The 25,847-nt window shown below is 69.5% G+C and carries 27 protein-coding genes; 6 read left to right on the top strand and 21 right to left on the bottom strand.

Annotation, left to right across the window (positions count from 1 at the left end):
* The 14 genes from CDO46_RS01425 to CDO46_RS01360 all read right to left on the bottom strand — a co-directional run bounded on the left by CDO46_RS01425 (position 1) and on the right by CDO46_RS01360 (position 11,921).
* Positions 1 to 1,053: a hypothetical protein gene (locus CDO46_RS01425; RefSeq protein WP_087836793.1), complete on the bottom strand. Its 1,053-nt coding sequence runs from the start codon at positions 1,051 to 1,053 to the stop codon at positions 1 to 3.
* Positions 1,054 to 1,091: 38 nt separating this feature from the next.
* Positions 1,092 to 1,958: an IclR family transcriptional regulator gene (locus tag CDO46_RS01420; protein ID WP_087836792.1), complete on the bottom strand. Its 867-nt coding sequence runs from the start codon at positions 1,956 to 1,958 to the stop codon at positions 1,092 to 1,094.
* Positions 1,959 to 1,966: 8 nt separating this feature from the next.
* Entirely contained in the window at positions 1,967 to 2,899 is a 933-nt protein-coding gene (locus CDO46_RS01415) for a DUF6282 family protein (RefSeq protein ID WP_087836791.1), read from the bottom strand.
* Complete coding sequence (locus tag CDO46_RS01410) at positions 2,896 to 3,690, bottom strand: HpcH/HpaI aldolase/citrate lyase family protein (RefSeq protein WP_087836790.1); 795 nt, start codon at positions 3,688 to 3,690, stop codon at positions 2,896 to 2,898. Before CDO46_RS01410 ends, CDO46_RS01415 begins: the two co-directional genes overlap by 4 nt.
* 2 nt (positions 3,691 to 3,692) lie before the next feature.
* Complete coding sequence (locus tag CDO46_RS01405) at positions 3,693 to 4,061, bottom strand: cupin domain-containing protein (protein WP_087836789.1); 369 nt, start codon at positions 4,059 to 4,061, stop codon at positions 3,693 to 3,695.
* A gap of 20 nt (positions 4,062 to 4,081) precedes the next feature.
* Positions 4,082 to 5,074: a tripartite tricarboxylate transporter substrate binding protein gene (locus CDO46_RS01400; protein ID WP_176400634.1), complete on the bottom strand. Its 993-nt coding sequence runs from the start codon at positions 5,072 to 5,074 to the stop codon at positions 4,082 to 4,084.
* Positions 5,075 to 5,332: 258 nt separating this feature from the next.
* Positions 5,333 to 6,337 carry a lipoyl synthase gene (gene lipA / locus CDO46_RS01395; RefSeq protein WP_087836787.1) on the bottom strand — a complete coding sequence of 335 codons (1,005 nt, stop codon included), beginning with the start codon at positions 6,335 to 6,337 and terminating at the stop codon, positions 5,333 to 5,335.
* Between the two features lie 60 nt (positions 6,338 to 6,397).
* Positions 6,398 to 7,084, bottom strand: a complete 687-nt coding sequence (gene lipB / locus CDO46_RS01390; RefSeq protein WP_087836786.1) for a lipoyl(octanoyl) transferase LipB — start codon at positions 7,082 to 7,084, stop codon at positions 6,398 to 6,400.
* 6 nt (positions 7,085 to 7,090) lie between these two features.
* Positions 7,091 to 7,369, bottom strand: a complete 279-nt coding sequence (locus CDO46_RS01385; RefSeq protein ID WP_087836785.1) for a DUF493 family protein — start codon at positions 7,367 to 7,369, stop codon at positions 7,091 to 7,093.
* A 6-nt stretch (positions 7,370 to 7,375) separates the two neighbouring features.
* Entirely contained in the window at positions 7,376 to 8,239 is an 864-nt protein-coding gene (locus tag CDO46_RS01380) for a D-amino acid aminotransferase (protein ID WP_087836784.1), read from the bottom strand.
* A gap of 153 nt (positions 8,240 to 8,392) precedes the next feature.
* Positions 8,393 to 9,553: a D-alanyl-D-alanine carboxypeptidase family protein gene (locus tag CDO46_RS01375; protein ID WP_254914538.1), complete on the bottom strand. Its 1,161-nt coding sequence runs from the start codon at positions 9,551 to 9,553 to the stop codon at positions 8,393 to 8,395.
* A gap of 267 nt (positions 9,554 to 9,820) precedes the next feature.
* Positions 9,821 to 10,480: an alpha/beta hydrolase gene (locus tag CDO46_RS01370; RefSeq protein ID WP_087836782.1), complete on the bottom strand. Its 660-nt coding sequence runs from the start codon at positions 10,478 to 10,480 to the stop codon at positions 9,821 to 9,823.
* Positions 10,481 to 10,487: 7 nt separating this feature from the next.
* Positions 10,488 to 10,805, bottom strand: coding sequence for a ferredoxin (locus CDO46_RS01365; protein WP_087836781.1), 318 nt, complete (start codon positions 10,803 to 10,805; stop codon positions 10,488 to 10,490).
* A 33-nt stretch (positions 10,806 to 10,838) separates the two neighbouring features.
* Entirely contained in the window at positions 10,839 to 11,921 is a 1,083-nt protein-coding gene (locus tag CDO46_RS01360) for a VanZ family protein (protein ID WP_165963025.1), read from the bottom strand.
* A 219-nt stretch (positions 11,922 to 12,140) separates the two neighbouring features.
* On the opposite strand from CDO46_RS01360, the gene CDO46_RS01355 reads away from it, so the two are divergent.
* From CDO46_RS01355 to CDO46_RS01345, 3 genes are all read left to right on the top strand, one after another.
* Positions 12,141 to 12,980: a biotin--[acetyl-CoA-carboxylase] ligase gene (locus tag CDO46_RS01355; protein ID WP_176400633.1), complete on the top strand. Its 840-nt coding sequence runs from the start codon at positions 12,141 to 12,143 to the stop codon at positions 12,978 to 12,980.
* Between the two features lie 239 nt (positions 12,981 to 13,219).
* Positions 13,220 to 14,068 (top strand): type III pantothenate kinase, encoded by an 849-nt coding sequence (locus CDO46_RS01350; RefSeq protein WP_176400632.1) that lies wholly within the window; start codon positions 13,220 to 13,222, stop codon positions 14,066 to 14,068.
* Between the two features lie 21 nt (positions 14,069 to 14,089).
* Complete coding sequence (locus CDO46_RS01345) at positions 14,090 to 14,959, top strand: SPOR domain-containing protein (RefSeq protein WP_087836778.1); 870 nt, start codon at positions 14,090 to 14,092, stop codon at positions 14,957 to 14,959.
* Between the two features lie 6 nt (positions 14,960 to 14,965).
* On the opposite strand, the gene rfaE2 is transcribed toward CDO46_RS01345, so the two are convergent.
* Positions 14,966 to 15,445 carry a D-glycero-beta-D-manno-heptose 1-phosphate adenylyltransferase gene (gene rfaE2 / locus CDO46_RS01340; RefSeq protein ID WP_087836777.1) on the bottom strand — a complete coding sequence of 160 codons (480 nt, stop codon included), beginning with the start codon at positions 15,443 to 15,445 and terminating at the stop codon, positions 14,966 to 14,968.
* A gap of 120 nt (positions 15,446 to 15,565) precedes the next feature.
* Here rfaE2 and CDO46_RS01335 point away from each other — a divergent pair, with 120 nt between their 5' ends.
* The 3 genes from CDO46_RS01335 to CDO46_RS01325 all read left to right on the top strand — a co-directional run bounded on the left by CDO46_RS01335 (position 15,566) and on the right by CDO46_RS01325 (position 19,339).
* Positions 15,566 to 16,225 (top strand): response regulator, encoded by a 660-nt coding sequence (locus CDO46_RS01335; protein ID WP_087836776.1) that lies wholly within the window; start codon positions 15,566 to 15,568, stop codon positions 16,223 to 16,225.
* Positions 16,222 to 17,547, top strand: a complete 1,326-nt coding sequence (locus tag CDO46_RS01330; protein WP_087836775.1) for an ATP-binding protein — start codon at positions 16,222 to 16,224, stop codon at positions 17,545 to 17,547. The genes CDO46_RS01335 and CDO46_RS01330 overlap by 4 nt, the downstream gene beginning before the upstream one ends.
* Before the next feature lie 337 nt (positions 17,548 to 17,884).
* Positions 17,885 to 19,339 (top strand): DegQ family serine endoprotease, encoded by a 1,455-nt coding sequence (locus CDO46_RS01325; RefSeq protein ID WP_087836774.1) that lies wholly within the window; start codon positions 17,885 to 17,887, stop codon positions 19,337 to 19,339.
* Positions 19,340 to 19,377: 38 nt separating this feature from the next.
* Here CDO46_RS01325 and CDO46_RS01320 read toward each other — a convergent pair whose 3' ends face one another.
* The 6 genes from CDO46_RS01320 to CDO46_RS01295 form a co-directional block, all read right to left on the bottom strand.
* Complete coding sequence (locus tag CDO46_RS01320) at positions 19,378 to 20,217, bottom strand: ferritin (protein ID WP_087836773.1); 840 nt, start codon at positions 20,215 to 20,217, stop codon at positions 19,378 to 19,380.
* Between the two features lie 145 nt (positions 20,218 to 20,362).
* Entirely contained in the window at positions 20,363 to 21,796 is a 1,434-nt protein-coding gene (locus CDO46_RS01315) for a sodium:solute symporter family protein (RefSeq protein WP_087836772.1), read from the bottom strand.
* 154 nt (positions 21,797 to 21,950) lie between these two features.
* Positions 21,951 to 22,709 (bottom strand): sulfite exporter TauE/SafE family protein, encoded by a 759-nt coding sequence (locus tag CDO46_RS01310; RefSeq protein WP_087836821.1) that lies wholly within the window; start codon positions 22,707 to 22,709, stop codon positions 21,951 to 21,953.
* Positions 22,710 to 22,794: 85 nt separating this feature from the next.
* On the bottom strand, positions 22,795 to 24,348 hold the full coding sequence (gene ubiB / locus CDO46_RS01305; RefSeq protein ID WP_087836771.1) for a ubiquinone biosynthesis regulatory protein kinase UbiB: 1,554 nt from the start codon (positions 24,346 to 24,348) through the stop codon (positions 22,795 to 22,797).
* A 3-nt stretch (positions 24,349 to 24,351) separates the two neighbouring features.
* Positions 24,352 to 24,975, bottom strand: coding sequence for an SCP2 domain-containing protein (locus CDO46_RS01300; RefSeq protein WP_176400631.1), 624 nt, complete (start codon positions 24,973 to 24,975; stop codon positions 24,352 to 24,354).
* 135 nt (positions 24,976 to 25,110) lie between these two features.
* Positions 25,111 to 25,847 (bottom strand): Tim44 domain-containing protein (locus CDO46_RS01295; protein WP_140416817.1); only part of this gene is annotated, 737 nt, incomplete at its 5' end.

The raw sequence follows: 25,847 nt of genomic DNA, 5'->3' as shown, positions 1-25,847 counted from the left end.
TCAGGCCGCCGCGGGCGGCACGAAGGTCTGCCAGTACCCGGGCCGCGAGGCCTGGTCGGCATAGGACGCCAGCCGGTCGGCCGCCACGCCCAGCAGGTCGGCGGCGCGCTTGCCCCGGCCCTGCACGTACTCGTCCAGCTCTCGCACGCTGCGCGCCAGCACCTCGTACCCCCCGGTGAACACCGCCGAGGTCATCTCGGTGGCACAGGCGCCCGCCAGCAGGAACCGGGCCACGTCGAGGCCGCTGCGCGCGCCGTTGGTGGCCAGCAGGGGGTAGTCCGGCCCCAGCCGCTTGCGGCTCAGCGCCAGCCAGCGTGCCGTCAGCGGCAGCGCCCAGCCGCCGCCCAGCGCGGCCGACGTGCCCAGCACGGGCGCCTCGGTGTCGAGATCGGGCAGGAAGCCCATGAAGCGTCCCATCATCACCACCGCGTCCGCGCCCGCCTGTCTGGCCGCCTCGGCCAGGGCCGCGACGTCCTCGCTCTGCCCGGTCAGCTTGATCCACAGCGGCAGCCGGGTCGCGGCACGCAGCGTGCGGACGATGGTCGTGATGCGTTCGCTGCTGCGTTCCAGCACGATGGCGCCGCGCGCGGCCTCCTCGCCGTGGGGCGCGCCGATGTTCACTTCCAGCACCCGCAGGCCCATCTGCTCGATGGCCCGCGCATAGCGCGCGCACTGGTCGAGATCGCTCAGGATCAGGCTGGGGATGACGTAGGCGCCCTGCGCCGCGGCTTCGCGATCCAGCGCGACCAGTTGCTCCATCCAGGGTTCGAACTCCAGCTGGATCAGGCCCGAGCGGCACAGCAGTTGCGCGTCGGCGGGCGGCGCGAAGTTCCAAGGCAGCCGGCGCCAGTCGCTGCCCAGCAGCGCGTAGTCGGTACGGTCCAGTTGCTGCCTGGCCGCGGCCGATTCATTGACGGACTTGGCGACCACGGCGCCCACGCCCGCCCGCAGGGCGGCGCGGATACCGTCGGCCGTCATGGTGTGTTCCCCCGATCCGCAGATCACGGGGTTCTTCAAGGGCAGCGATCCCACCGCCACTTCGAGTCTGGACATCGAATTCTCTTCGGATGTCGGCCGGGCACGCGGCCGCTTCAATTCTTCCCGGCGCCGGCCAGCCCCAGGTGCTTGTAGGAAACCCCGTTCAGGCGCTCGGTCAGCGCGGCGGCGGCCTGCTGCACCAGCTTCACCATGCCGGGCGGCGGCGGCGAAGGCACGTCCTTGCTCGCGCCGATCACGCCGATGATGCCCACCAGCTCGTCGCTCTTTTCCGAGCCGCGGAAAATGGGCGCGGCCAGCACGTTGATGCCTTCCAGCACCTCGCCGTTGGCTTCTTCGAACAGCCGCTCGCGTATCAACGCCAGGCGTTCCAGGATGCGCGCAGGTTCGACCATGGAGCGGTCGGTGTAGGCCTGCAGCTCGCGCCGGAGGATCTTGCGCTGCGTGGCGGCATCGCAGTAGGCCAGCACGATCCGGCCCTGGGCCGAGCAGTGATGCGGCACGCGGTTGCCGGGCTTGACGGTGATGCAGACCTGGTTGGTCGACTCCACCGATGAGATGACCAGCGCCGAGTCCTCGGTGACCGCGGACAGCAGCGCCGTCTGGCTGGTCTGGTCGCGCAGCTGCGTCAGGTAGGGATCGGCGATCAGCCGCAGGTCGAACTGCTCGCCCGCGGCGATTCCGTAGGACACCAGCTTGGCGCCCAGCCGGTATTTCTCGCTGACCAGATCCTGTTCGACGATGCCGATCTGCCGCAGGGAAGCCAGGTGCCGGTAGACGCGCGGCTTGGGCTCGTCGATGGCCAGCGCCAGCTCGGTCACGCCCAGCGGACGCCGTGCCGCGGCCAACTGGTCGAGTATCGTGAAGACGATGGCCACCGACTCCAGCAGCGCGGGCCCCGCTCCCTTGGCCGAGGTCGCGGGTGCTTCCGGTTCCGTCTTCTTTGCGGCGCTGGTCCTCATGCTTCTCCTCAGATACCCATCAGGGCGGATGCGTTAGTGGAGGTCATTTTACGAACATCCGCCTCGGAGTAGCCCAGGTCTAGGCAGGTCCGGATCACGTGGCGGAAACCGTCCACGATCCGCGGATTGCCCTGCTGGCCGAGATCCGAGCCCAGTATGGTCCGGTCCACCGTGCCGGCCTCGATGATCTGGCGCAGGAACTCCGGTTCGTAGAACTTGAACTTGGAGCCGGGCACCCACATGCACATCGAGTGCTCCATGTAGACGCCGTCGCGGGCCAGCACCTTCATGTCGTCGAGCGTGGCATCCACCACGTAGGTGGGATGGTTGACCAGCAGACGCTTGACGCCGCGCTTGCGGGCTTCGTCGAACAGCGGCCAGATCTCCGAGATGTGCAGGTGCCCCGCGGACAGCACCACGTCGGCCTCGGCGATCAGGTCGAGGATGTCCTTGACCTCGTCCTTGAGCTTGCCGCCGGCATCCAGCACCGTCAGCGGCACCGGGTCGATCATCTTCTTCTTGGTCTGCGGGAATTTCTCGGTGAATTTGTGATCCTGCTTGTGGTGGTCGATGTGATTGGCCGACGAGAAGGTCGGCATCCACACCAGGCGCGCTCCCAGCTTGATGCCGTGCTCGACCGCGTGCACGTTCAGGCCTCCCACCGCGTTGTTCAGCGGCACGCCGGACAGCATGAGCACGCCCAGGTTGCTGAAATGCTTGTTCAGCAGATAGGTGACGGGGGTGGCCGAGTAATAGTGGTCCTTCAGCAGCACGGCTTTCAGGCCGGCCTCGGAGGCTTCCCGCATGGCCTCCAGGTGGTCCAGGTAACGGGCCATCACCGACGGGCCGCTGTGGCAATGCAGGTCGATGGCGCCCTTGACGAGGTTTTCGACCCGGGGATCCAGCTCGGTGGCCGGGGTTGCGACGACAGAAGTATTCATGGGTTGCACTCCGATGTTTGAAGAAAGGCCGCGGCCATGCGCCCGCCCAGGCCCAGCGCGGCGGCGCGCAGCCAGCCCTGGTCCGAGCCGATCACGAACAGGCTGACGCCGCGCGCGGCGTAGGCGGCCAGCGCGTCGGCATCGGGAAGGAAAATGCCGACGGCGACCCCGGCGGCCGCGCCGGCCTGGATCACCGTGTCGACCGCCTGCGCGACCAGGGGATGATCGAGTTCCGTCACGCCATAGGAAACCGCCAGGTCGGCGCGTCCGATGAACAGGCAATCGACCCCGGGCACGGCGGCGATCGCGGCGATGTTGTCCACGCCCGCGCGGTCCTCGATCTGGCACAGCACGCTGACGCCGGCATCGGCTTCCCGCATGTGCCGCGCCATGGGCAGCGCGCCATATCCGCCCGAGCGCGGCGAATTGCTGTAGCCGCGCATGCCATCGGCGTAGCGGGTCCGCGCGACGATCTCGCGGGCACACTCGGCATCGACCACGTGCGGCACCAGCACGCCCGCGGCCCCCATGTCCAGCACGCGCAGCACGCTGGCGGCACCGGGGTCGGGCAGGCGCACGACCGCCGCGGTGCCGGCCGCGCGCGCGGCCAGCGCGCACTGGTCCAGCTGCGCCGGATCGAACACGGCATGCTCGGCATCGAGCACGACGAAGTCCAGGCCGGCGCCGCCGGCGATCTCGACGTGCTGGTAGGCGGGTGTCTTGATGAACGTCCCGCCCAGCGGCGCGCGCTCGCGCAGGCGGGCGCGGAAGGCCTGGTTCGCGGTGGCCATGGTCACTCGAACTCGGCGCGCTGGTACTCGACCAGGTGCTTGTAGTCTTCGCGCAGCGGCGCGAACACGTCCAGGTTCAGGACCACCTCGTCGCCCACGGGCTCGGCATAGTGCACCACGTGCGGCGGGATGCGGATCATGCTGCCCGGGCCGCCCTCGACCACTTCGTCGCCCAGGTGGAAGCGCACACGGCCCTGCACGATGATCACCAGTTGCTCGAAGGTGTGGCTGTGCGGATTGGTGTCCATGCCCGGCGTCAGCCAGTTCATGACGCACATCACGTCGTCGCCGCGGAACCCGACCCGCTCCACGCCCTTGCGTACGGTTTCCCGGGCCAGGTCGTTCCAGTTATGCAGATTCGCCAATGCCATACCGCCTCCTTGAGTTCGCTTCATTGCACCGTGACGCCCGCGGTTTCCAGCAGCTTGCTCCAGCGCGGGATGTCCAGCTTCAGGCGCGCCGTGACGCGCTCCGGCGTACCGCCTTCCGGCTCGGCGCCGATGTCGGTGATGCGGCGCCGGACCTCCTCCTTGGCCAGGCCCTCGTTCAGGGCGCGGTTCAGCTTCTGGATGATGGCGGCCGGCGTGCCGCGTGGAGCGTTCAATGACAGCCAGGAACTGGCGTCGAAGCCGGGATATCCCAGTTCGGCCACGGTGGGCACCGACGGCAGCATGTTGGAACGCTTGGGCGTGGTCACCGCCAGGGCGCGCAGCTTGCCCGACTTCACCAGCGGCGTGGCGGTCGGCACGATGTCCATCATCACCTGCACGTTGCCGCCGACCAGGTCGGTCAGCGCGGGCGAGCTGCCCTTGTAGGGCACGTGCATCCAGCTGACGCCGGCCACTTGCTGGAAATACTCCCCCATCAGGTGGTTGATGCTGCCGCTGCCGGCCGACCCCATGGCCAGCGGACGCGGGCTGGACTTGGACAAGGCGATCAGCTCGGCCACGTTGTCGGCCTTGAGCGCGGGATTCACCACCAGGATGCCTGGCGTGCTGGCGTACCAGATCACCGGATCGAGCCGCTCCAGCGGATCGAACTTGCGCTCCTTGAACAAGGCCGGGCTGACCGTGAGCGGCCCCGCCGCGCCCACCGCGAGGGTGTAGCCATCGGGCGCGGCTTTCGCCACTTCTTCCATGGCCAGCAGGCCACCCGCCCCGGGGCGGTTTTCCACGATCACGGCCTGGCCCAGGCTTTCGTTCAGCGATTGCGCCATCAGGCGGCCGACGATGTCGACCGCGCCGCCCGGCGCGAACGGCACGATCAGCCGGATGGGCTTGGTGGGATAGGTCTGGGCCACCGACACGCCACAAACGGACATGCAGGCGAGGACGATGGCGCCGCCGCGCCAGACGGTGGCGGGGAAAAACCGCGGGAATGACATGGTGTCTCCTTGTTCGAGCGTGAGCGTCCCCCTGCCTGCACGGCATGGGCGCGAGATTCCGGGAACGAGGGAGAGACGGGGGAGATTGCGGGCACGGGGCCCGCTCCTGTCTCTCATTTGTTCTTTTAAAAAGAAAAGAATTTCTTTGTAAGAAACATGGTAAAGAGCCGGACCGGGGGTGTCAAGCGCCCACGCAGGCGACGGGCGAAAAAAAACGAGGCCCGAAGGCCTCGTTCTCGGCGGCGGAACCCGGACGCGTCAGGCAACGCCCGCCGCGTGCGCCTGCTGGTCGGCGTGGTAGGACGAACGCACCATCGCGCCCACGGCGGCATGGGTGAAACCCATGGCGTAGGCCTCGCGCTCGAACATCGCGAAGGTATCGGGATGCACGTAGCGCAGCACCGGCAGGTGGTGCTCGGAAGGCTGCAGGTACTGCCCGATGGTGATCATGTCGACGTTGTGCGCGCGCATGTCGCGCATCACCTGCAGGATCTCCTCGTCGGTCTCGCCCAGGCCCAGCATCAGGCCGGACTTGGTCGGCACGTCCGGATGCAGCGCCTTGAACTCGGCCAGCAGCCTGAGCGAATGCTCGTAGTTCGAACCCGGGCGCGCCTGCTTGTACAGGCGGGGCACGGTTTCCAGGTTGTGGTTCATGACGTCGGGCGGGCCGGCGTTCAGGATGGCCAGCGCGCGATCCAGGCGGCCGCGGAAGTCGGGTACCAGGATCTCGATGCGGGTCGAGGGCGACAGCTCGCGCGTCTTGGCGATGCACTCCACGAAGTGGGCGGCGCCGCCGTCGCGCAGGTCGTCGCGGTCCACCGAGGTGATCACGACATAGTTGAGCTTCAGCGCGGCGATGGTGCGGGCCAGGTTCAGGGGCTCGTCGGTGTCCAGCGGATCGGGACGGCCGTGGCCCACATCACAGAACGGACAGCGGCGGGTGCACTTGTCGCCCATGATCATGAACGTGGCCGTGCCCTTGCCGAAGCACTCGCCGATGTTCGGACACGAGGCTTCCTCGCACACCGTGTGCAGGTTGTGTTCGCGCAGGATGCGCTTGATGTCGTAGAAACGCGACCCCGGGGACGCCGCCTTCACGCGGATCCATTCCGGCTTCTTGAGCCGCTCCACCTGCACGACCTTGACGGGAATGCGCGAGACCTTGGATTCGGATTTCTGCTTCTGCAGCGGATCGTAGGCCGGTGCCGCCACGGGTGCGTCGGCATTGCCGCCCACGGCGGACGTTTCGGGCACAGAGCTCATCGACTGGTTCCTGTTCGGCGTGACCGGGGTAGAACCGGGGGCCGGGATTAGTAAAGACCCTTATTCTACCGCCGCCGGCGCCGGGGCGGCCAAAGCCCCTGCCGGCGCCCGGGCCGTCAGCGTCCGTTCAAGGTGGCGCGCCAGGCGGTTGCCGGCCTCTTCCAGGCCGATCCCGCAACCGCAGGACGCCAGGTCCACGGTCCTCAATCCCGCGTAGCCGCAAGGGTTGATCCAGGTGAAGGGCGACAGGTCCATCGCCACGTTCAGCGCCACGCCGTGATAGGTGCAGCCGCGATGGACCTTGATGCCCAGCGCGGAAATCTTGGCCAGCTCCAGCGCCGCCTGGGGCGGCCGGGGCCAGTCGACGTAGACGCCGGGGGCGTCCGGCTTGCGGCGCGCATCGGGCAGGCCCAGGCCGGCCAGCATGTCGATCACCGCCTGCTCCACCCGCGCCACGTATTCCTTGACGAAGTACCCCGCCCGCTTCAGGTCCAGCAGCACATAGGCCACCACCTGGCCCGGGCCGTGGTAGGTCACCTGCCCGCCCCGATCGCTCTTGACCACCGGCACGTCGCGCGGCGCCAGCACGTGTTCGGGCTTGCCGGCCAGGCCCAGCGTGAAGACCGGCGGATGCTCCACCAGCCAGATCTCGTCCGGCGTCTCGGGCCCGCGCGCGGCCGTGAAGGCCTTCATGGCCTCCCAGGTCTCGTGGTAGTCGGCGGGGGACGGCAGCCAGCGGATCAGCATGCGGCGTTACAGCACGTACTTGACCATGGGGTGCGAGGTCAGCTCGCGATACAGGGCGTCCAGCTGCTCGCGCGAGGTGGCCCGCACGATGAAGGTCAGGCCCAGGTAATTGCCACCCGAGCTGGGCCGCCTTTCCACCGTTTCTGGGTCGAACCCGGGATCGTGGCGCAGGACGACCTCGGTCAGCACCGCGACGAAATCGGGGTGATGGGCGCCCATGACCTTGATCGGAAAGTCCGACGGGTATTCGATCAGCGAATCGGGAACTTCAGGTAAATCTGCCATGATGAATCAAAGCCTTGCGATCGCCTCGTCGTATCCCTCGCGCAGCCGCGCATAGACCGGCCCGGGTCGGCCATTGCCGACGGGCTTGCCGTCCAGGGATACGACGGGCAGGATTTCCTTGGTGGCCGACGACAGCATCAGTTCGTCGGCCGCGTCGACCTCGGCCCGGGAAATCTGCCGCATCTCCAGCGGAATGCCCCGGGCCGCGGCCATGTCCTCGATGAAACCGTAGCGGATGCCTTCCAGGATGAGGTTGTCCTTCAGGGGCGCCAGCAGCCGGCCGTCCTTGACGACCCAGACGTTGCTGGACGAGCCCTCGGAAAGATGGCCGTCGCGGAACATCACCACCTCGGGCACGTCGCGATCGGCCGCGAACTGCCGCGCCAGCACGTTGCCCAGCAGCGAGGTGGACTTGATCTCGCAATGCAGCCAGCGCTCGTCCGGCATGCTGACCGTCTTCACGCCGTTTTCCCGCGCCTGCGCCGAGGGCCGCGCGAACGGGCTGCTCATGCCGAACACCGTGGGCACTACCTGCGCCGGAAAGGCATGGTCACGCTTGGCCACGCCCCGGGTCAGCTGCAGGTAGACGATCTGGTCCTGTGCATCCGAGGTTTCGATCAGCTTGCCCACCAGATCCTGCCACTGCTGAACCGTATGCGGATTCGGAATCCGGATCGCGGCCAGGCTGCGCTCCAGCCGGGCCAGATGCTGCGCCATCCGGAACGGCTTGCGCCCATACACCGGCACGACCTCGTAGATCCCGTCGCCGAAGATGAACCCCCGGTCCAGCACGGATATCTTGGCCTGCGACAACGGCGTGAACTCGCCGTTCAGATAGACCCGAGGATCACCCTCGATACCAGGAATCATTCCAACCCCACAATGAGAGCCCGGACAAACATACCGCACGATCACCATCCTACACCCGCCATCACCCCGGTGTTACCCAGGATGCGGTGGATCCGGCTTTGCCGGTCCACCCACATCGCCCCCTGGGGGGCGCGCGTCAGCGCGTAGGGGGGATCACTGAAACCAGAGACGAACCGCGTCGAACGCCCGGCCGAAGATGCCGGCCACGTCCACGGGTTCGAGCACGGTCAGCGGCACTTCGCGCACCGGCTTGTCGTTCAGGGTCAGCTTGACCGTGCCCACCTGCTGGCCCGCCTGCAGCGGCGCGACCAGGGGATCGGTGCGTTCGATGGTGGACTTGACGTTGCCGGCCTGGCCGCGCGGCACGGTCACCCAGATCGCCGACGGCGAACCCAGCTTGGCCTTGCCCACGCTGCCCTTCCAGACCTTGGGCTCCACCACCGCCTGCTTGGCGTCGTAGACCTTGACGGTATCGAAGTTCTGGAAGCCCCAATTCAGCAGCTTCAGGCTTTCCTGCGCCCGGGCGTTCTCGCTCGAGGCGCCCACCAGCACCGTCAGCACGCGACGGTCGCCCCGCATCGCCGAGGCGATCAGGCAATAGCCCGCGGCATCGGTATGGCCGGTCTTCATGCCATCCACCGACGGATCCACCCACAGCAGCCGGTTGCGATTGGGCTGGGTGATCTTGTTGTAGGTGAACTGGCGTTCCTTGTAGTAGCCGTAGTAATCGGGATGATCCTGGATCAGCCGCTTGGCCAGCAGGGCCAGGTCGCGCACGGTGGTCACGTGCTGCGGGTCGGGCAGGCCCGTGGAGTTGGTGAAGTGCGTCTCCTTCAGGCCCAGGCGCGCGGCTTCCTGGTTCATCAGCGCGACGAACGCGTCCTCGCTGCCGGCCACGGCCTCGGCCAGCGCCACGGTGGCGTCGTTGCCGGACTGCGTGATCATGCCGCGGATCAGTTCTTCGACCGTGACGGGCTTGCGCGGCTCGATGAACATGCGCGAGCCGCCCGTGCGCCACGCCTTCTGCGACACGTTGACCGTCTGGGCCAGCGTCAGGCGCTTTTCCTTGAGCGCGTTGAACACCAGGTAGGCCGACATGACCTTGGTGAGCGAGGCGGGCTCGATGCGTTCGCTCGAACGTTCCTCGGCCAGGACCTGGTCGCTGGTGACATCGATGGTCACCCACGCGCGCGCCGCGATCGCGGGTGCCGGCACGGAAGCCAGCAGGCCGACGGTCGACATCGGCGGCGCGGACGGCGTCGCGGTGGAAGTGGTGGCGGGCGGTGCGGCGGCGGCCAGGGCGGAGGCAGGCATGGCGGCCGGGAACGCGAGAAAGCAGGCGGAAGCCACGGTGGCCAGTGCGAACCGACGTCCCGGACCAGACGAGAAAAAGCGCAGTTTCATGTGGGAGGATGGTCGTGCAAGAGGGGCATGCCGCCGGGCATGCCCTGGGGCCGCCTGGCGCTCGCCCCGCGATGCGGGGTGGAAAACGTGATTATAGGCACCCGGGCCGCCGGGCCGGCGACGCGGTGCCGGACACCTGATGCAACCGAATGCTACAGCTGGATCGCATCGCGGCGGTCATCCCAGGACCCGGGCCAGGTAGGCCAGCACCAGCCGCTTCACGACCACCAGGTTGCCGTGGAAGAAGTGGCCCGAGCCGGGGATGACCGTTACCGGAAGGCTTTGCGGGCGCGCCCAGTCCATGACGGATTGCAGCGGCACGGTATCGTCCTGTTCGCCGTGAATGACCAGGGTGTCTTCCGGCACGCTGGCCACGGAAAACCGGCTGGCCGCGGTCCCCAGCAGCACCAGGCCCGCGATGTCCAGCCCGCGCTCGCTCCGCGGTCCGCAGCCGGCGTGGACCTGGCTGGCCACCGCGCTGCCGAACGAGAATCCGCCCAGCACGAAGCGCCCGCCGGCCAGGGCCGGGTAACGGTCGCGGAACTGGTCCACCACGCCCAGCATGTCGGCGGCTTCGCCCTGGCCGTTGTCGAATTCCCCCGCCGATGCGCCCACGCCCCGGAAGTTGGGCCGCAGCGCCGCCAGCCCCTGCTGGAGGCAGGCGCGAGCGATCGTGGTGACCACCTTGTTGTCGCGCGTGCCGCCGAACAGCGGATGCGGATGCAGGACCAGCGCCCACCCGCGCGCGGATTCCAGGCCGCCTTCGGGAATATCGAGCGCGCAATCGACGGCACCGGCGCCGCCCTCCAGGACCAGGTGTTCCGTGGTGATGGCCATGCGAACCTCAGATCCTCAGGCGTTCGACCGGCTCGCCCCGCACCAGGTGCGAGTCGATGATCTCGTCGATGTCGCTCTGGTCCACGTAGGTGTACCAGACGCCCTCGGGATAGACCACCAGCACGGGGCCTTCCTCGCAGCGATCCAGGCAGCCCGCCTTGTTGATGCGGATCTCGCCCTTGCCGGCCAGCCCCAGCTGCTTGATGCGTTTCTTGGCGTAGTCCTGCATGGCTTGCGCACCCTGGCGCGCACAGCTGGGCCGGGGGGCATCGGCCCCGCGCTCGTTCAGGCAGAAGAAGACGTGGTGTTTGTAGTAGGACTCCATACCGGCTCGCAAAGGAATGGGGACTTCGGGTGGTCAGGCGGAACGCCGCCGGGCCAGGAAAAAGAGGGCCGCCAGCGGCCAGATCACGGACAGGCCGAGCGTGAGCGACTCCAGGTGCAGCCAGCCCGTGCGGGCCATCGCGGTCGTCATGTCGAAATACTGGTCGGACGGAAACAGGTTGACGATGCCCAGTTGCACGCACAGCGCCGTGATGCCCAGGGCCCGCTGCCAGGCCGGTTTCAGGTAGGCCATGCCCGTCGCCAGCAGCAGTCCGGCCGCCGTGCCCACGGCGGCCCCGGCGGTGACCCACGCGCCAGGCGCCTGCCCGGGGACGGCCAGGGGCTGCAGGGCCGCCTTCGCCAGCACGGCGCAGGCGACCAGCACGAGAGGAAGGATACCGCGCGCCGGCACCGGGCGCGCCACGTGCAGGAGCAGCATCGCGGCCCCCACCACCGCGGCGGCGGTGCAGATCTGTTCGGCAACGATGCGCTGCGCCGGCTCGGGCGACCACAGGAAGCCCACCACGTCCGATGGCAGCGCGGCCCAGTCGCCCAGCAGCAGCCACAGCTCGCCGGTGCCGAACAGCATGGGCTGGCGCGGGATCTGCATGAACACCCACAGCATCGCCAGGATCAGCGCAGGGCCGGCCTCGGGGCGGAACCACCGCTGGCGCCAGCGCGCCAGCGCGCCATGGCCGATCAGCCAGGAGGCCGTGGCGGTGCCGGCCAGCGCGCCCAGCAGGGCGCCGGCGGTATTGGCGGCGAGGTCCACGTTCGAGGCGATGCGATTGGGCAGATAGGTCTGCAATGCCTCCAGCGCACCCGACAGCAGTCCGCAGCACACCGTGGCCAAGGCAACGGCCAGCAGGCCCCTGCAGGCCGGATAGACGGCCCAGACGAACAACGCGCCGACCGGCAGATAGGCGGCGACGTTGGCGATGATCTCCGAGCCGACCCAGTATTGCGGCCATGGCGCGCGCAGGTAGGCGAACGCCGGCACGCCGACGTCCACCCAGCCCGAGAACGGATACAGGCTGGCGTAGACGACCAGCAGGACGATGATGGACAGCGCCAGCCGCGCCAGCGGCGCGCCGTGCAGGCCCGATGGCACGGGCACGGCGGACGGGGGGATCGGGGTGCCCTCGTGTCGCTGCGCGACATCCTCCCTGGGGGAGGGAGCACGTCCTTCGGGCGGCGTGCTCATGGGCGGCGGGAGCAAAACGTAAACGACATGACTCAAGTTTATGCGTTTTGCGGGCTCCGGCATGCGAAATCCGCCGGCTCTGCCTACAATCCCGTGTTTCCGCGTTCCACGCGCGGCCCTCGACGAAGACCCATGGTTGCACCAGACTCTGCCCTCTCCGACGCCCGGCTTGCCCCGCCCGCGGAGCTTGCCGCCGGCTTGCGGCGCCTGCTGCCGGACTGGACCGTGACGTGGCTGGACGCCACCGCGTCCACCAACGCCGACCTCCAGCAATACCTGCGCCGCGGCGGCACCGGGCCGGCGCTGCTGGGCAGCCACGCGCAAACCTCCGGACGCGGGCGCGCCGGCCGGCCCTGGCGCACCCGCGCGGGCGACGCGCTGCTTTTCTCCTGCGGCTGGCAGGCCGACATCCCGCCCGCGCGCCTGCCGCCGCTGTCGCTGGTGGCGGGCGTGGCCGCGTGCGAGGCCCTGAGCAACCTGCTGGGCAGCGGCGCCGACGGCGCGCTGGCGCTGAAATGGCCCAACGACGTGCAGTGGAACACGGCCAAGCTGGCGGGCATCCTGGTCGAGACCGTGACCGTGCCGGCCTCGGGGCGCATGGGCCTGATCCTGGGCATCGGCATCAACCTTCGCGGCGCGGCCGCGCTGTCGCAGGCGCTGGGCCGCGAGGTCGCCGACTGGGCGCAGACCGGCGGCGCCGACGACCCGGCGCGCCTGGCCGCCACGGTGGCAAGATCCTGGCAGGACGCCATCGCCGGCTACGCCGCCGAGGGCTTCGGCCCGTTCCAGGCACGGTTCGCCCGCTGGGACGCCCTGTACGGCCTGCCGGTGCGGGTCATGGACAACGGACACGTCTTGTTCGAAGGCACGGCCCGGGGCGTGGACGAAAGCGGCAAGCTGCTGGTCCAGGCCGCCGACGGCCTGCGCGCCGTCACCGTGGGCGACATTTCCGTGCGGACGGCCGGCGCATGAGCGCGCCCGCGCGGCCGTCCGGAGGGCGCGCGACCTCCCCCGGGGAGGACGTCGCGCAGCGACAGGAGGGTAGTCCGGTGAGCGCGCCCGCGCGGCCGCCCGGAGGGCGCGCGACCTCCCGCGGGGAGGATGTCGCGAAGCGACAGGAGGGTAGTCCGGTGAGCGCGCCCGCGCGGCCGCCCGAAGGGCGCGCGTCCTCCCCCGGGGAGGATGTCGCGCAGCGACAGGAGGGTAGTCCGGTGAACGCGCCCGCGCAGCGTGCGGGCACGCTGCTGATCGACGCCGGCAACACCCGCGTGAAATTCGGCTGGCGGAACGACGACGCGACCTCGGGCCAGGCCGTGCCGCGCACGTCCCTGCAGGTCGCGTTCCGCCACGAGGAAGTGCCCGAGGCCCTGCTGCCCTGGCTGGACGAAGCGGGCCTGCGGCCCCGCGCCGCGCTGGGCTCGAACGTGGCCGGCGATGACAGCGAGCGCACCATCGCCTCGCTGCTGGCGCGCAACGGCTGCGCGGTGGACTGGATACGCGCAGGCCGGCGTCTGCTGGGCGTCACGAATGGCTACCGGCACCCCGAGCGCCTGGGCGCGGATCGCTGGCTCAGCCTGGTGGGGATCTGGAACCGCTGGCGCCGCCAGGCCGCCCCCGGCGCCGCGGCCCCGGTGCATGTGCTGGCCCATTTCGGCACCGCCACCACCGTGGATACCCTGGACGGCTCCGGCCGCTTCGTCGGCGGCCTGATCCTTCCGGGGCGCGACCTGATGCGCCAGTCGCTTGCGGCCGGCACCGCCGGCCTGCCGCGCGCCAACGGCCAGGTCGCGCCTTTTCCCGACAACACCGGCGACGCCATCATGTCCGGCGTGGCGGCGGCCCAGGCCGGCGCGGTGGCGCGCCAGTGGCTGGCCGCGCGCGAACGCTTCCGGCAGGAACCGCTGCTGGTGGCCAGCGGCGGCGCCTGGTCCGCCATCGCCGGGGAAGTCGCCCACCTGATGCGCGCGGCCGGCTCGACGCGCCAGGTGCTGGTCGTCGATAATCCCGTCCTCGACGGCCTGGCCTGCCTGGCCGAATCGGGGCTCGCCCCCTCTTCCTGACCCCCTACCCACCGGCTTTCCATGCGCAGCCTGTTCGTCGTCTTGCTCCTGGCCAACGTGGCGCTCTTCGCGCTGGATCGCGGCTGGTTCGGCCAGCCCTTCTCGGAACGCGGCCGCGATCCCGCCCGGATGCGCTCGGAACTGCGCGCCGACACCATACAGGTCCCCCGGCTGCCCGGCATCAACGCCACCGACGAAGCGCCGCCCGCGCCCGCCGCCGAACCGGCGCAATCCAGTCCGGCGGCCCCGGACGCCGAGCCTTCGGCCGGCGCCGCCGACATCGATGCCGCGCCAGGCTCCGCGGCGCAAACCACACCCCCGGCCGGCGCCGTCATTCCCGCGGCCGCCACGGCCAACGCCGAGCCGGCGCCGGCGATTCCCCCGACCGTTCCCCCCGCCGCGGCGCCGGCCAGCCCGCCCGCGCCGCCCGAACCGCTCGCCTGCGTGGAATGGGGCGCGTTCAGCGAAGCCGACCTCATCATCGCCAGGAAATGGGCGAACGACCACCTGCCGGCCGCGAAACAGGGCACGCGGCGCGAACCGGGCAAGCAGGGATGGATGGTCATCGTGCCGCCGCTGCCCAGCGCCTCGGCCGCGCAGGCCGCGGCCGCCCAGCTCGGCAAGAACGGCGTCAAGGACTACTTCGTGATCCAGGAAGGCGGCCCGCTCCAGCACGCCATTTCGCTGGGCGTCTTCAGCACCGAGGCCGCGGCGAAGAAACAGGCCACGATCCTGCAGGGCCAGGGCGTGCGCAACGCCAAGGTCGTGGCGCGCGGCGCCCAGGGCGGCAAGAGCTGGCTGCGCCTGGACGGCGTCGCCGCCGCCGGCCGCCGCGCCATCGAAGGGGCGCGCAACCTGTTCGACCGCCCCACGGTGCGCGACTGCCGCTGACGGCGCTCAGCGCGTCCGGATGCGCTGCACGAGCTTGGTGGTGGAACGGTCGTGCTCGAAGTCGATGGCCACCGCGTCGCCACCCCAACTGCGCACCAGCGCGGTCTCGGGCAGCTTGTCCATGTCGTAGTCCCCGCCCTTGACGATCAGGTCGGGCCGCAACTGGCCGATCAGCTCCAGCGGCGTGTCCTGGTCGAACCACGTCACCACGTCCACCGAGGCCAGCGCCGCCAGCAGCGCCGCGCGGTCGTCCTGGCTGTTCAGCGGCCGGTCCGGCCCCTTGCCCAGGCGGCGCGCCGAGGCATCGGTGTTCACCGCCACCACCAGCATCGCGCCCAGTTGCGCGGCGGCGTCCAGGTAGGTGACGTGGCCGCGGTGCAGGATGTCGAACACCCCGTTGGTGAAGACCAGCGGGCGCGGCCAGGCCGCGCGGGCGGCCGCGCATGCGGCGGGACTGAGTATCTTGGATTCGAAACGGGCTGGCACGGTCTGGCGGCACGGAAAGGGTGGAACGGCCCATTGTAGAGGTAGCGGGCGGCGGCGCGCGCACGGGGCGATACACTGTGCGCGTCCATGGCCGGGACCTGCCCGGGACGAGGAAATGCGATGCGACTGCTGCTGGTCGAAGACGATCCGATGATAGGCGAGAGCGTGCTGGACGTCCTGCGCGCCGAACACTACGCGGTCGACTGGGTCAAGAACGCCGGCAGCGCGGACACCGCGCTGCGCACCGAGGCCTATGACCTCGTGCTGCTCGACCTGGGCCTGCCCGATGGCGATGGCCTGGACGTGCTGCGCGAACTGCGCGCGCGCAAGGCCCGCATCCCCGTCATCATCGCCACGGCGCGCGACGCCATCGACCAGCGCATCGCCGGCCTGGACGCCGGCGCCGACGACTACGTCGTCAAGCCGTACGACGTGGACGAGATCCTGGCCCGCATCCGCGCGCTGATCCGCCGCAGCGCGGGCCGGGCCGAACCGCTGTACGAACACGACGGCGTCGTCCTCGATCCCGCCACGCACACCGCCACCGTCAACGGCCAGCCCGTCACGCTCACCGCCAAGGAATGGGCGGTGCTCGAACCCCTGCTGGCGCGGCCGGGCCTGATCCTGTCGCGCGCCCAGCTGGAAGAAAAGCTCTACAGCTGGAAGGACGAGATCAGCAGCAACGCGGTCGAGGTCTACATCCACGGCCTGCGCAAGAAACTGGGCACGCAGTTCATCCAGACCGTGCGCGGCGTGGGCTACGTCATTCCCAAATCATGAAACTCCTGCCCGGCCACTCCCTGCGCGCGCGCCTGCTGGCCTTCCTGCTGGCCGCCATCTTCCTGGCCGCGCTGGTACAAGGCGCCATCGCCTATCGCGGCGCGCTGGTCCAGACCGACGAGATCTTCGACTACCAGCTGCAGCGCACCGCGCTGGCGCTGGGCAACGGCAATCCGCTGTTCAGCACCGGGCCGGAAGGCGGACTGCTGGACGACCCGGCCGCGCGCGACCTCATCATCCAGATCTGGACGCCGGATGGCGTGCGCCTGTTCCGCTCCACGCCCAAGCTCGTGCTGCCCGACCGCGTCGTCCTGGGCTTCTCCACCGTCGAGGCCGACGGCGCCACCTACCGCATGTACTCGATGGAGGCGCCGCTGCAGATCATCCAGGTCGCCCAGGACGTGCGCGTGCGCACCGGCACGGCGCGCACGCTCGCGCTGCGCACCATCTGGCCCATCGCGGCCATGGCGCCGCTGCTGATGCTGGTCGTCTGGTGGGTGATCAGCCTCTCGCTCGGCCCGGTGGATCGCACGCGCCGCCAGGTCGCCTCGCGCCAGGCCGACGACCTGTCGCCCGTCAGCGAGGCCGGCCTGCCCGACGAAGTCCGGCCCCTGGTCCACGAACTCAACCTGCTGCTCGGCCGCGTCCGCCAGGCCTTCGACGCGCAGAAACAATTCGTGGGCGACGCCGCGCACGAACTGCGCTCGCCGCTGGCGGCGCTCAAGCTGCAGCTGCAATCGCTGCGCCGCGCCCAGGACGACGCCACCCGCCAGGTGGCGGTGACCCGGCTGGCGGCCGGCATAGACCGCGCCACCCGGCTGGTCGAGCAGTTGCTCTCGCTGGCGCGCCAGGAAGCGCAAGGGCCGGCGCTCGCGGCGGTGGACCTGGGCGACGTCGTGCGCACCGCGCTGGCCGACATCCTGCCCCAGGCCCACGCGCGCGGGGTGGACCTCGGCATGGAAGGCGCCGCCAGCGCGCGTATCGCGGGCCAGGACGAAGCCCTGGTCCTGCTGGTGCGCAACCTGCTGGAAAACGCCGTCAAATACGCCCCCGAATCCGGACGCGTCGACGTCCGGCTCTCGACTGGCCCGCAGGGCGTCACGCTGGACGTGGACGACAACGGCCCCGGCATCCCCCAGATCGAACGCGGCCGCGTCTTCGACCGCTTCTACCGCGCCCACACCGCCGACACACCCGGCAGCGGCCTGGGCCTGGCCATCGTCAAGGCCATCGCCGACCGCCACCACGCCACGATAGAACTCCTGGACTCCCCCCTGGGCGGCCTGCGCGCGAGGGTGCTGTTTCCCTCCCCTACGCGCTGACGCGCGCAAGGGAAGCCCACCCCCTACCCGCTTGCGCGGGCCCCCTCAAGGGGGCGAAACCGGCGGACTGGCAAAGCCAGATCCGCGGTTTCCTGGGTCTCGGGAAACTATCTTGAACTGAAGCACGGTTGCTACCGCTGGCAGCCAGCGAAGCACCGGCGCCACATCCCAAGACCGCGGTACTAGACCCAGGATGCGGTGGATCCGGCTCCGCCGGTCCACCCGCATCGCCCCCTGGGGGGCGCGCGAAGCGCGTAGGGGGGAGCCCCTTAAGCTCCATTTAAGACAAGCGCTCCACCATGACGCCATGTTCCATCACCTGGCAGAGGAGCCCACCATGAACACCCGCAAATTCTCCGCTACGCATCTGGCCGTCGCGCTGGTTGCCGCCGGCGTGTTCGGCGTAGCCGGCGCCACCGCGTTCCAGCGCGTCTCCACGACGCAGGCCATGCCGGTCTCCGCCGCGGCCGCCCAGGCGGCCGCGCCCGTGGGGGCGGTGACGCCGCCCGATTTCTCGCAGATCACGCAGCGCTACGGCCCGGCCGTGGTCAACATCAGCGTGACCGGCACCACCAAGGTATCGGACGACGACGGCGATCCGTTCGCGCAATTCTTCCGCGGCTTCCCCGGCTATCCCGGCGGTGGCGGCGGCACGCATAGCGTGCCGATGCGCGGGCAGGGTTCCGGCTTCATCGTCAGCCCCGACGGCATCATCCTGACCAACGCCCACGTGGTGAAGGACGCCAAGGAAGTCACCGTCAAGCTGACCGACCGGCGCGAGTTCCGCGCCAAGGTACTCGGCTCGGACCCCCAGACCGACGTCGCCGTGATCAAGATCGACGCGCGCAACCTGCCGGTCGTGGTCGTGGGCAATCCCAACGACCTGCGCGTGGGCGAATGGGTGCTGGCCATCGGTTCGCCCTATGGCCTGGAGAACACGGTGACGGCGGGCGTGGTCAGCGCCAAGGGCCGCTCGCTGCCCAACGACGGCTCGGTGCCGTTCATCCAGACCGACGTCGCCGTCAATCCGGGCAACTCGGGCGGGCCGCTATTCAACTCGCGCGGCGAAGTGGTCGGCATCAACTCGCAGATCTACAGCCAGACCGGCGGCTATCAAGGCCTGTCGTTCGCCATTCCGATCGACGTGGCGGCCAAGGTCAAGGACCAGATCGTGGCGCATGGCGAGGTCCACCATGCCCGCCTGGGCGTCACCATCCAGGAAGTCAACCAGGCGCTGGCCGACTCGTTCAAGCTGGACTCGCCCACCGGCGCCCTGGTCGCCAACGTGGAAAAGGGCAGCCCCGCGGACAAGGCCGGACTGAAATCCGGCGACATCATCCGCAAGATCGACGGCAAGCCCGTGGTGGCCTCGGGCGACCTGCCCGCGGTGATCAGCCTGGCCACGCCGGGACAGGACGTCAAGCTGGAAGTCTGGCGCAATGGATCGCCGCGCGACATCGTCGCCAAGCTGGGCAGCGCCAAGGCCGAAGCCACGGCCAGCGCCGATACGCGAGGCGATGCCGCGCACGGCCGGCTTGGCCTGGCCCTGCGGCCGCTCACGCCGCAGGAACGGATGGCCGTCGGCGACAGCGGTGGACTGGTCGTCGAGCAGGTGGGCGGCCCGGCCGAACAGGCCGGCATCGAGCCCGGGGACCTGCTGCTGTCGCTGAACGGCGTCCCGGTACAGAGCGTCGACCAGGTTCGCTCGCTGATCGCGAAGTCGGGCAAGAACGTGGCGCTGCTCGTGCAGCGAGGCGACGCCAAGATCTTCGTGCCCGTGCAGCTCGGCTGATCGCCAGCCCCTCGCATCGCCCCGCGACTGGCCGCTGCTCAGCCAGCGGCCAGCTCCTTGCGATAGCGGTTCAGGTCCTGCACGGTCGCGAAGCTGCGGCCGAGCAGGGTCGACATGGTGTGCAGGATGCGGTCGGCCACCTTGCCTTCCCATTCCCGGTCGAACTGGATCTGGTCGTCCAGCCAGCGGTCGAGCCAGCCCGGCTCGGGCAGCCGGGATTGCACGGTGTCGTTGGGGAACAGGCTTTTGTTGACGTGCAGGTTCGTGGGGTGCAGCGCCTGCGAGGTGCGCTTGGCCGAGGCCATCAGCACGCCGATCTTGGCGAAGGCCGCGCGCGCCTGGTCGGCCAGTTCCTTGCCGCGCTCGGTCAGGGCCCGCCTCATGTAGCGCAGGTAGGCCCCCGCATGGCGGGCCTCGTCCTGCGCGATGAGCTTGTAGATGGCCTTGATGACCGGCTCGCTGTGCCATTGCGCCGCGCGGCGGTACCAATGGTTGAGCCGGATCTCGCCGCAGAAGTGCAGCGTCAGGGTCTCGAGCGCGGGCGCGGCGTCGAACTCGAAGCGCACGTGGTGCAGTTCTTCCTCGGTCGGCAGCATGTCGGGGCGGAAGCGCTTCAGGTATTCCTGCAGCACCAGCGAGTGCTTCTGCTCTTCATAGAACCAGATCGACATGAACGCGCTGAAGTCGCTGTCCTCGCGGTTGTCGCGCAGGAACATCTCGGTGGCCGGCAGCGCCGACCACTCGGTGATCGCGTTCATCTTGATCGTATGCGCCTGCTCGTCGGTCAGCAGACTGGCGTCGAACTGGTCCCACGGCACGTCCTTCCCCATGTCCCAGCGCACGGACTCCAGGGATTTGAATAGTTCCGGGTACAGCATGATGGGCCCTTGTATGGAAGCCGGCAGCTTGAGCGTTTCAAGTCGCCGGAAGGTCGGCGAACGATACAGGGGGCGTCTTACCCCCGCATGACACACTCCTTCCAGATCCGGCCGGGCGTGGCGCGGAAGGCGCCTGTAACAGAACTTACAGGACCGGATGCAGTGCGGGCCGCTCGCGCGCCCGCACCACTTGGGGAAGGAGGCTGCCGGCCCAGATGCCGACGAAACCCGCCAGCAGTCCCGCCAATTGTGGCGGAAAATCCTCCGCGGCAAAAGCCCTGACCAGCAGCCAGGCCGCCACGCCCATTACCGAGGACAGCAGCGCCCCCTGCGTGGTCGCCCGCCGCCAGTACAGCCCCATGAGCAGCGGCACGAAAGCCCCCACGAGCGTAACGGTGTAGGCGCCGGCCACCATCTCGTAGATGCTGTCGGACGTGCTGAGCGCGAACGTCAGCACGCACAGTCCGAACAGCACCACGGACACGCGCATCGCGCGCAGGAAATGCTTGTCGGACATGCCGGGCAGGAAGTGGCGCAGGATGTTCTCGGCGAAGGTGGTGGAAGGCGCCAGCAGCGTGGCCGAGGCGGTCGACATGATGGCCGACAGCAGCGCGCCGAAGAAGAACACCTGCGCCAGCGTGGGCATGCGCTCGAGTATGAAGGTGGGCAGGATCTTCTGGGGGTCCTCCTGCAGCAGCGAGCCGACCGTGTCCGGCATCACGCTGAAGGCGGCCACGCCGATGTACATGGGGATGCAGGCGAACATCAGGTAGAGCAGCCCGCCGATGACCGGACCGCGCCGGGCCGTCGTCACGTCCTTGGACGACATCACGCGCTGGTAGACGTCCTGCTGGGGAATGGAGCCCAGCATCATCGTGACCAGCGCAGCGAAGAAGAACAGTATGTCGTGCGTCGTGGCGGGCGGCAGGAAGTTGAGCAGGTCGCGGCTGGTCGCCTCGTGCACGACCACGCCCACGCCGCCGGCCAGGTCGGTGGCGAAATAGGCGATGGTGAACAGGCCGGCCACGATCACGATCATCTGGAAGAAATCGGTCAGCGCGACCGACCACATGCCGCCGAACAGCGTGTAGGTCATCACGATCAGGGTGCCGATGATCATGCCGCTGGTCTGCGAGAACACGCCGGGATCCAGCATGTGGAACACCAGTCCCAGGGCCTTGACCTGCGCGGCCACCCAGCCCAGGTACGAGATGATGATCGCCAGGCTCATGATGACCTCGACGATGGGGCCGTAGCGCTCGCGGTAGTAGTCGCCCAGCGTCAGCAGGTTGTGCCGGTAGAGCCGCGCGGCGAAGAATACGCCCACCAGCACCAGGCACATCGAGGCGCCGAAGGGATCCTCGACCACGCCGCCCAGCCCTTCCCGCACGAACACGGCCGACACGCCCAGCACCGCCTCGGATCCGAACCAGGTGGCGAAGGTCGTGGCGACCACGATGAACAGGGGCAGCGACCTGCCGGCCACCGCGTAGTCGGCTGAGTTCGACACCCGGCGGGCGGCGACCACGCCGATGCAGATGGAAACCAGCAGGTAGAGCAAGACGAACCAGAACACCATGATGCCGAGCCCACCCGGGAAAAAAAGCCAAAACCGCGCGAGTATCGCACAGCGGGCCAGGGCTTTCCAGGTCCGTCGGGGCGGGAGTCACGGCATGTGGGCATGGGCGCCACGGTGGGGGCCGGAGCGTCGCGGCCGGCATCCCCGGGCAGGTTCAGAAGCACAGATACAGGCCCAGGAGGCCGAGCCCCGTGAAGAATCCCCGGCGGAACGCCGCGGGGCTGATGCGGTGGCGCAGGTACTGGCCCGCCCACATGCCCGCCATGGCCGGCACCAGGGCCACCAGGGAAGCCGCCATCTGCTGGTAGCCCAGCGCGCCGCCGCGCGCCAGCGCCACGGCCAGAGCCAGCGTCGAGACCGTGAAGGCCATGCCCAGCGCCTGCACCAGTTCGTCCTTGGCCAGGCCCAGCGCCTGCAGGTAGGGCACGGCGGGAATCACGAACACCCCCGTGGCCGCGGTCACCGCGCCGGTCGCCAGGCCGGCCAGCGCGCCCAGCCGGCGCTCGGCGCCCGGCGGCACGCGCAGTTGGAAGGCCATCAGGCCGAAGGCCGCGTACAGCACCAGGGCCACGCCCAGCGCCCGGACCGCCCAGGATTGGGACCCCGTACCGGCCAGCGCCGCCGTCAGCCAGGTGCCGGCCACCACCCCCGCCAGCAGGGGCCACAGCCGCCTGGCCAGGTGCACGAAGCGGCCGCCGGCGGCCAGTTGCCAGACGTTGGTCACCATGGACGGCACCACGAGCAGCGCCGCGGCCTGCGCCGGGACCATGGCCAACCCCAGCAGCCCCATGGCGACGGTGGGCAGGCCCAGGCCGATGACGCCCTTCACGGCGCCAGCCACGAAGAAGGTACCCAGGATAAGCAGGATCAGGGGCCAGCTGGCCGCGGAATAGAGAGAGAGCAAGGAGTCCATGGCGCCATGCTGCCGCAAGCCGCGCCGGCTGGAAATGCGGATTGCGCCGATCCAGCCTTCGGAAAATCCTGAACCAGGCCCCGGGCTACCTCGAGACCGCCCACAGCGCCACGGCCACGCCCACCGCCAGCACCGCCGCGATCACCGCCATCAGGCGATTGGTCTGCTGTTGGGCGGCCCGCAGCCGCTGCAGCTCGGCCAGGGTATCGGCGGAACGATCCGGACGGGCCAGTTGATGGTGCACCAGGCGCGGTAGCTCGGGCAGCATCTGCGCCCATTGCTGCGACTCGCGCCGGAGGTTGTTGCGCAGCGCCGCCCAGCCAACGCGCTCGTTCATCCAGCGCTCGAGATAGGGCTTGGCCGTCTTCCAGAGGTCCAGCGAGGGATCCAGTTCGCGTCCCAGCCCTTCGACGTTGAGCAGGGTCTTCTGCAGCAGCACCAGTTGCGGCTGGATCTCGACGTTGAAGCGGCGCGAAGTCTGGAACAGGCGCAGCAGCACCTGCCCCAGCGAGATCTCGGCCAGCGGCCGGTCGAAATAGGGCTCGCAGCAGGCGCGGATCGCCCCTTCCAGCTCTTCCTCGCGCGTGCCGGGCGGCACCCAGCCGGACTCGATGTGCAGGCGGGCGACCTGGCGGTAGTCGCGCCGGAAGAAAGCCAGGAAGTTCTGCGCCAGGTAGTTCTTGTCGAACTCGGACAGCGATCCGACGATGCCGAAATCGAGCGCGATGTAGCGCCCCAGCGTGCGCGGATCGTCCGACACGTAGATGTTGCCCGGATGCATGTCGGCGTGGAAGAAGCCGTCCGCGAACATCTGGGTGAAACAGATCTCCACCCCGTCGCGCGCCAGCTTCTTCAGGTCCACGCCGGCCTCGACCAGCCGCGCGGCGTGGTTGACGGGTATGCCGCGCATGCGCTCCATCGTGAAGATGGACGACGAGCAATAGTCCCACATCACTTCCGGCACGATCAGCAGGTCGCCGCGCGGCCCGCCCGGGGCGAAGTTGCGGCGCAGCTGGCTGCAGTTGGCCGCCTCGCGCAGCAGGTCGAGTTCATCGTGCAGGTATTTGTCGAACTCGGCCACCACCTCGCGCGGCTTCAGGCGCCGTCCGTCGGCCGAGATCTTCTCGATCAGCGTGGCCGCCGCCCGCAACAGCCGCAGGTCCTTGTCGATCACCGGCGCCATGTTGGGCCGCAGCACCTTCACCGCCACGTCGCGGCCGTCCTTGAGCACCGCGAAGTGCACCTGCGCGATCGAGGCCGAGGCCACCGGCTCGCGCTCGAAGCTGGCGAACAGTTCGTCCGGATGCCGGCCCAGCTCCTTGCGGATGCTGGCGATCGCCACCTCGGACGGGAATGGCGGCACGCGATCCTGCAAGCGCGCCAGTTCGTCGGCGATGTCCGCGGGAATCAGGTCCCGCCGCGTCGACAGCACCTGGCCGAACTTGACGAAGATGGGGCCGAGCGTCTCCAGCGCCAGGCGCAGCCGCTCGCCGCGCGGCGCATGCAGCTTGCGGCCCAGCCTCATCACGACCAGCAGGCGCTCGGTCCAGGGGTGCTGGATGCCGGAGATCACGAGTTCGTCCAGGCCGTAGCGGAAGCTGACGAACATGATGCGGATCAGGCGCAGGAAGGTGAACATGGCCTAGCCCTCCGCGCCCAGGCGGGCTTCCAGCCGGGCCAGCCGGGCCCGCAGGTGCTCGACCCGCTTGCCCGCGCGCTCGGCGTCGTCGCGCAGGCGCCGCACTTCGCCCCCCCAGGCTTGCAGGGCATGCGAGGACGCGACGGCACCGCTTTCCTCGGTCAGGTACTCCGCCACGTTCTCGGCCAGCCGCCAGGCGCCGGCGCGCAGCCCGCCCGCCAGGCCGCGCGCCGTGCTGACCAGGCGGGCGGCGGGAATGTCGCCCACGATCCCGGCCAGGTCTTCCTCCACATCCCACCGCAGGTCCCGCGCCAGGTCGCCCAGCACGTGCGCCAGCGCCGCGTCGCCCTCGATGCGCACCGCCCCCATCCTGCGGGCGGCATCGCCCGACAACAGTTCCGGCAGCCTGCCGCCATCGACGGTCAGGGTCACGTCGGGCATGGCATCCGCGACGGCTGCCTCGACCAGGCCTTGCGGGGTGATCGTCAGCGTCACGTTGAAGGCACCGGCGGCCAGGCGAGCCGTCTTGCCGGCATGCGGGCGCAGCCGCTCGCGGGCCCAGGGCTCGCGCAGCAGCAGCGTGTCGAGCGCCCGGATGGCGACGGCGGAAGGGTACGGCAGGGACACGGGCATAGGATGGAAGGCGGAAACCTGTAGGGAGAATCGACCGGCAATCCGGCCTGCCAATGAAAAACGCCCGTCCGAGGACGGGCGTTCCACGGGGTTCGACCCCGCAAGTTTACCGGGTGGCGCGCCGGCGCGTTACCGGTTGTGCTCCTGCACCGGGATCTGCTGCACGCCCGCGAGCAGCCAACCGCCGTCGTTGGGCTTGAACAGGTTCCAGACTTCCTCGAAGCGGAACGCCTCGGTGCCGGGGGCCTCGCGCAGCATGCCGGAGAAGCGGACGCTGGCGAGGTGGCCGTCGGAGACGGTCTCGATGCCGAGCAGTTCGGCGTTCAGCAGCACTACCTCGGTCACGTTCTGCCCCTGGCGCTGGCCGATCTGCTGGCTGAGTTCGGCCAGCAGGTCGTCGGTGACCAGGTCGCGCAGTTCGTTCACGTCGCCGCGGTCCCAGACACCTTGCAGCTTCACGAAGTAGCTCTTGGCGTGGCTGAGGAAATTCGCGGTGTCGAAATCGCTGGGAATGCCCCACTCGCCGGTGGGCGCGGCACCCGTGGCCGCCGCGGAGGCGGCAGGCGCGGCCGCCGGCGCGGCGTTCACCGGCGCCACCGATTCGCGCGCCATGGTGGCAGGCGGGTCGTTGCGCTGCTGGAAGCGGCTGTTGCCCGCGCCCTGGAGCGCCGGCTGCTGACCGACGCCGCGCAGCCGGCGAACGATGAACAGCACGGCAAAGACGGCCAGCGCGATGAGCAGCAGGCTGCCGATGAACTCGGCCGCGGCCGCGCCCAGGCCCAGGTGCGACAGCAGCGCCGCCAGGCCCAGGCCGGCGGCGATGCCGGCGATGGGGCCCAGCCAGCGCGACATGCCGCTGCGCGCGG

It is taken from the genome of Pigmentiphaga sp. NML030171 (genome assembly GCF_002188635.1).
Lineage (GTDB): Bacteria > Pseudomonadota > Gammaproteobacteria > Burkholderiales > Burkholderiaceae_B > Pigmentiphaga > Pigmentiphaga daeguensis.
The sequence above is the reverse complement of the archived record's forward strand: the minus strand, read 5'-3'. Positions and strand labels throughout refer to the sequence as shown.

Bases quoted from the DNA above. Each gene is read 5' to 3' on its own strand.
- CDO46_RS01405 (WP_087836789.1), bottom strand. From the start codon at position 4,061: ATGGCATTGGCGAATCTGCATAACTGGAACGACCTGGCCCGGGAAACC.
- lipB (WP_087836786.1), bottom strand. From the start codon at position 7,084: ATGCTGATCCGCTGGCTGCCGTCCCCCGCCGACTACCACGAGACCTGG.
- CDO46_RS01425 (WP_087836793.1), bottom strand. From the start codon at position 1,053: ATGTCCAGACTCGAAGTGGCGGTGGGATCGCTGCCCTTGAAGAACCCC.
- CDO46_RS01410 (WP_087836790.1), bottom strand. From the start codon at position 3,690: ATGGCCACCGCGAACCAGGCCTTCCGCGCCCGCCTGCGCGAGCGCGCG.
- CDO46_RS01385 (WP_087836785.1), bottom strand. From the start codon at position 7,369: ATGGCAGATTTACCTGAAGTTCCCGATTCGCTGATCGAATACCCGTCG.
- CDO46_RS01370 (WP_087836782.1), bottom strand. From the start codon at position 10,480: ATGGCCATCACCACGGAACACCTGGTCCTGGAGGGCGGCGCCGGTGCC.
- CDO46_RS01365 (WP_087836781.1), bottom strand. From the start codon at position 10,805: ATGGAGTCCTACTACAAACACCACGTCTTCTTCTGCCTGAACGAGCGC.
- CDO46_RS01355 (WP_176400633.1), top strand. From the start codon at position 12,141: ATGGTTGCACCAGACTCTGCCCTCTCCGACGCCCGGCTTGCCCCGCCC.
- CDO46_RS01415 (WP_087836791.1), bottom strand. From the start codon at position 2,899: ATGAATACTTCTGTCGTCGCAACCCCGGCCACCGAGCTGGATCCCCGG.
- CDO46_RS01375 (WP_254914538.1), bottom strand. From the start codon at position 9,553: ATGCCTGCCTCCGCCCTGGCCGCCGCCGCACCGCCCGCCACCACTTCC.
- CDO46_RS01345 (WP_087836778.1), top strand. From the start codon at position 14,090: ATGCGCAGCCTGTTCGTCGTCTTGCTCCTGGCCAACGTGGCGCTCTTC.
- CDO46_RS01400 (WP_176400634.1), bottom strand. From the start codon at position 5,074: ATGTCATTCCCGCGGTTTTTCCCCGCCACCGTCTGGCGCGGCGGCGCC.
- CDO46_RS01320 (WP_087836773.1), bottom strand. From the start codon at position 20,217: ATGCTGTACCCGGAACTATTCAAATCCCTGGAGTCCGTGCGCTGGGAC.
- CDO46_RS01380 (WP_087836784.1), bottom strand. From the start codon at position 8,239: ATGATTCCTGGTATCGAGGGTGATCCTCGGGTCTATCTGAACGGCGAG.
- CDO46_RS01315 (WP_087836772.1), bottom strand. From the start codon at position 21,796: ATGGTGTTCTGGTTCGTCTTGCTCTACCTGCTGGTTTCCATCTGCATC.
- CDO46_RS01325 (WP_087836774.1), top strand. From the start codon at position 17,885: ATGAACACCCGCAAATTCTCCGCTACGCATCTGGCCGTCGCGCTGGTT.
- CDO46_RS01330 (WP_087836775.1), top strand. From the start codon at position 16,222: ATGAAACTCCTGCCCGGCCACTCCCTGCGCGCGCGCCTGCTGGCCTTC.
- CDO46_RS01420 (WP_087836792.1), bottom strand. From the start codon at position 1,958: ATGAGGACCAGCGCCGCAAAGAAGACGGAACCGGAAGCACCCGCGACC.
- CDO46_RS01310 (WP_087836821.1), bottom strand. From the start codon at position 22,709: ATGGACTCCTTGCTCTCTCTCTATTCCGCGGCCAGCTGGCCCCTGATC.
- CDO46_RS01335 (WP_087836776.1), top strand. From the start codon at position 15,566: ATGCGACTGCTGCTGGTCGAAGACGATCCGATGATAGGCGAGAGCGTG.
- ubiB (WP_087836771.1), bottom strand. From the start codon at position 24,348: ATGTTCACCTTCCTGCGCCTGATCCGCATCATGTTCGTCAGCTTCCGC.
- lipA (WP_087836787.1), bottom strand. From the start codon at position 6,337: ATGAGCTCTGTGCCCGAAACGTCCGCCGTGGGCGGCAATGCCGACGCA.